5 protein-coding genes are annotated in these 3,936 nt (G+C 69.7%); 4 read left to right on the top strand and 1 reads right to left on the bottom strand.

The annotated features are described in order from the left end of the window. The 4 genes from ACFUK0_RS39730 to ACFUK0_RS39715 all read left to right on the top strand — a co-directional run. Positions 1-613 (top strand): hypothetical protein (locus ACFUK0_RS39730; protein WP_380258887.1); only part of this gene is annotated, 613 nt, incomplete at its 5' end. A gap of 151 nt (positions 614-764) precedes the next feature. After that, positions 765-1,082, top strand: coding sequence for an immunity 53 family protein (locus tag ACFUK0_RS39725; RefSeq protein ID WP_380258885.1), 318 nt, complete (start codon positions 765-767; stop codon positions 1,080-1,082). A 624-nt stretch (positions 1,083-1,706) separates the two neighbouring features. Continuing rightward, positions 1,707-2,276, top strand: a complete 570-nt coding sequence (locus ACFUK0_RS39720; protein WP_380258883.1) for a hypothetical protein — start codon at positions 1,707-1,709, stop codon at positions 2,274-2,276. A gap of 240 nt (positions 2,277-2,516) precedes the next feature. Beyond that, entirely contained in the window at positions 2,517-3,206 is a 690-nt protein-coding gene (locus ACFUK0_RS39715) for an SMI1/KNR4 family protein (protein WP_380258881.1), read from the top strand. Between the two features lie 86 nt (positions 3,207-3,292). Here ACFUK0_RS39715 and ACFUK0_RS39710 read toward each other — a convergent pair. Beyond that, positions 3,293-3,936 (bottom strand): hypothetical protein (locus ACFUK0_RS39710; RefSeq protein ID WP_380258879.1); only part of this gene is annotated, 644 nt, incomplete at its 5' end.

Below are 3,936 nucleotides of genomic sequence, written 5' to 3'. Positions count from 1 at the left end.
CCACCGCACCCCCACCACACCCCCGCCCCGGCCCGCACCCCTGCGGGCCGGGCCGACCTCACAGAAGGAGACCCCCGCCATGACCGTCGTCCCGATTCCCCACCGTGGCCTGTTCGCCACCGACCCCGACCAGCGGCTGCGCCCCGGCACCCCCACGGCTGACTGGGAGCTGTGGCTCACCGGCCCGAACAACCTCGTGCCGATGCCTGACCTCGCGACCGCCCTGATGGCCGCCGCCGAGCACAACGCGCTGACCGTCGACCTGGACGACGGCTCCCCGCTCCAGCCCGTCACCTACGCCGTCGTCCTCCACCGCGGTTACGCCTGGCGGCGCGAGGGCGCGGCCCGCTCGGGCGCCCGCGTCGCCGTCCCCTCCCTGTGCTGGACCGCCTGCTGCTCGGTCTGCGGCGAGCTGGTCGAGGACGAGTACATCCCCCACCACACCAGCCCCGAGGCCGCCGCCGAAGAGGCCGTCGCCAGCCGTGAATGGGTCGAGCTGCCCGACGGGCGGCTGGTCTGCGAGTGCGACGACGATGCCCACGACGACGCCCGCGCCCAGGCCGCCACCGACAACGACGACGTCCCCGACGAGGACCAGCTCACCTTCCCGTAGCCCGACAGCCCCGCCTCCCGCGCCATCGGCCTCGACTCTCCCGCCCGCCCGCACCCCGCACGGGTAAGGGCCTGCCCCGGTGTCAGTTGCCGGGGCAGGCCCTTATTTGCGTTCCGGCCCTGGACTCGCGGCTGACCTAGCATCTCGTGCCATGAACGAAGCCGAGAGCGTCTTGGAGTGGCTGCAGGGCTGGTACTCCGCACAGTGCAACGAGGACTGGGAGCACGAGTGGGGTGTCAAGATCGAGACGCTCGACAACCCCGGCTGGTCCGTCCGCATCGACCTGGAGGACACCGACCTGGAGGGACACGACTTCCCCCGCCAGGACCTCAAACGCAGCAAGAATGACTGGGTGATGGCCCGGACCTCCGGCATGACCTTCGACGCCGCATGCGGACCGGGCAACCTCACCGAGGTACTCCTCCTCTTCCGCAGGTGGGCGATGGAGAACACCCCCGACGAACGGTAGGACGGCCCCAACCCGGTACCTCCGGCTCGGGACACCACCCCGAGCCGGTGAAGCCACGCGGTCAGAGCACTAGCATTCCCGCAGGTCGGCCGTGGGCTCAGCGGCTTCCGGCCGGTCCGCCTCCAGACTTGCCGTCCCGCCCGAGCGGGGATCTCCCGGTGCACCGGATCCGACGACGTGAGAGGGCCCCTGACGTGACGGCCGACCTCGACAAGCCCATGGACGGGCTCCAGGCCCATCCGATCTTCGACCCCGCCCTGCCCGACGCCGTCACGGCCGCCGTCGCCGACCTGGCCGCCGGATACCCGCGGCTGCTGGCCGACGACGGCGACGCCGAGCACCTTCCTGACGGCCGGCTACTTCGAGGGCGGCAGGATCCTGCGCACCTCCCTCGGCTGCGGGACCCTCGGCGGTGCCGTCGCCCTGGCTCCCTGGCTGCTGAAGCAGCTCTCGGACGACCAGCCGCAGACTCCCGACGCCGGCCCCGGGGGTCGGACGGAGAGCATCGACGCCGCAGCTCACGATTTCCTCGACATCGTCCAGAACACCGGGCTGCTCCTGCTCGTCGGCGGGACGCTCATCGCCGCCCTGGTGGTCGCCGTGCGGATAGCGGAGAACAGGCGCATGGCGAAGGCCCTGCGGCGGGCCCGCGGGCACTACGTCCACCCGAGCTGGCTCACCGGCGATGCCGTCCGGCTGTTCGCCCGGGCGCAGCACGCCGCGGACACCATCCTCATCTCCCGGTTGCACCTGGACTACATGGAGGGCCTGGGCGCCGCGAACTGGGTGCAGGTGCCGGACCGGGTCTGGTTGCTCGCCCGGTCCTTGCATCGGTACAGCCGGGCCGTTAACGCCAGTACCGGGGCCGACGGTGCCAGCGAGGCCGTCGTCGAACTGCTGGCGGGGGAGCGCGAGGCTCTGAACAGGGTGCGCACTGGCATCGAGCTTCAGGTCGCCGCGCTGGAGGTGTACGCCCGTCAGGTCCAAGAGGTCGACCGGATCGCGGCGCAACGCCAGACGATGGAGCAGCTGGAGGCCAGAAGCGAGGCGCTCCTGGACCTGGTCGCCGAGACGGCCACCGCCCGGGGTGTGGCTGGTGAGATCACCCCGTTGACCGCCAGGGCCGCCCTGGTGGCCGACGCGCTCGCCTCGGCCAAGGCCGCTGCGGCTGACGCGCTGCCGCCCGGTCGGTAACCCGGGAAGGTGACCGCATCGAGGCCCTGGCCGTGTTGTCCGGGTTTTCTCTGCACCAGTCAAGTCGGGCCTCGACGGCGCGGCAGCGAGGATGGCCGCTGCGGTACCGATGCCCGGCGTTGCCGAGGGAGATGCCGACTGCACGCGGCAGCCTCCTGCTGGACTCTGCGGCGAAGCTCCTGGTCCACGGGCTGTGGCCTCGCTCGATAGTGGCACTCTTCCTGGCCTAACCTGCCGTGCATGGTTACTACGGACTGGAGCGGGGTGCGCGAGCGTATCGAAGCGCTCGCGCGGAAGGATAAGGCACAGGTGGTCTTCGGTGCCTGGAATCTGTACGGTGCCCAAGGCCATCAATTCCGTTTGGCCGCACCTCTCTTGGAAGAGCAGATCAGCGAGGCCGAGGCACAACTTCGGGTGTCTTTGCCAGAGGACTACCGCGCCTTCCTGGTCCAGGTCGGTGCTGGCGGCGCGGGTCCGGCCTACGGGATCAGCTCATTGATACAGGAGGGCGGCGCCTGGAGCTGGAGCGGCCCGGGAGCGGAATCCGACCTTGACCAACTCCATCTGCCGTTTCCACGGCATGACGTCATTGTGGAGGCTCTGGCTGAGCAGGTCGCTCAGGAGCCTGTGGAGCAGGCGTTCGACAGCCGTGAGGAGTACCTCCGAGCATTCCGCGCCTGGGATGACGAGGGAGAAGCCCTGTTTGGCCAACTGACTACCGGCGCGGTGTGCCTGGGCCACGAGGGTTGCGGCACCTACGACTGGTTGGTCGTCAGCGGCGCCGAACGGGGCAGCGTATGGTTCGATGATCGGCCCACGGACGCCGGCCTCACACCACTTGGCCCTCCAGACGCGCGGGTCAGGTTCTCCGAGTGGTACCTCAACTGGCTCGATGCATCCGAAGCAAGAGTCGATCACGAGAACCACTGAGCCCTTGATGGCTTCGGCCTGACGCCGCGGGGTGCCGGGCGAGTACAACTGCCCCAAAGATCAGCGGGCCGCAGGGGTGACGGCGATCAGCCGCCGTGGAGCCCCCACTCGTCGAGGCCGCCGTACACGTGGGCTTCAAGGCATCGTGGAGCGTCCAGGCCGACGGCCTCGCCTCGGTAGAGGGCGATGAGCGAGTCCTTGCCCCGCCACCACGTGTCCGTCACGCCCTGTACTTCAGGCACCGGCTCGAAGCCGGCGAGGTTCAATGACTCGACGGCCTTCCCCTTGATCCTTGTCACGGTCTTGGCGCAGCGACTGGCATGGGCGGCGAGCGCCAAGGACTCCACCCATCCGTCCGTGCTGGCATGCAGCGGTGTCCAGTGGTAGGCATTGATCCCGAATGCGCCGCCGGAGCCAACCATGAATCCGTAGGCCATGGACACCCGGCAGCTTCCCGCCGGAAACAACCAGCCCTCAGCGGCCGATCCCTCGGGACAGTCGGCGCCCAGGATGCGCGGACCGCCCTCGTAGAACGGGGCAGGCGGCAGCACAAGACCGCCCCAACGGTCCTGGAAGGCCGCGGCCCGGTCGATCTCCACCACTGGGACCCCGTGCTCGATCCACGTCTCTCGGTACTGCCCGAGGCCCTGCCGAGGGACACGAACGCCCTCCACCTCGACGAACCTTCTGGCCCGGTCTGTCAGGCCGGCAGGCGCGACCGGGATGGGCG

Source organism: Kitasatospora sp. NPDC057223 (assembly GCF_042669755.1).
GTDB lineage: Bacteria > Actinomycetota > Actinomycetes > Streptomycetales > Streptomycetaceae > Kitasatospora.
This window is presented reverse-complemented; position numbering and strand designations above follow the sequence as displayed.

Excerpts from the sequence above, each read along its gene's own strand:
- ACFUK0_RS39720 (WP_380258883.1), top strand. The coding sequence starts at position 1,707 with ATGGCGAAGGCCCTGCGGCGGGCCCGCGGGCACTACGTCCACCCGAGC.
- ACFUK0_RS39725 (WP_380258885.1), top strand. The coding sequence starts at position 765 with ATGAACGAAGCCGAGAGCGTCTTGGAGTGGCTGCAGGGCTGGTACTCC.
- ACFUK0_RS39715 (WP_380258881.1), top strand. The coding sequence starts at position 2,517 with ATGGTTACTACGGACTGGAGCGGGGTGCGCGAGCGTATCGAAGCGCTC.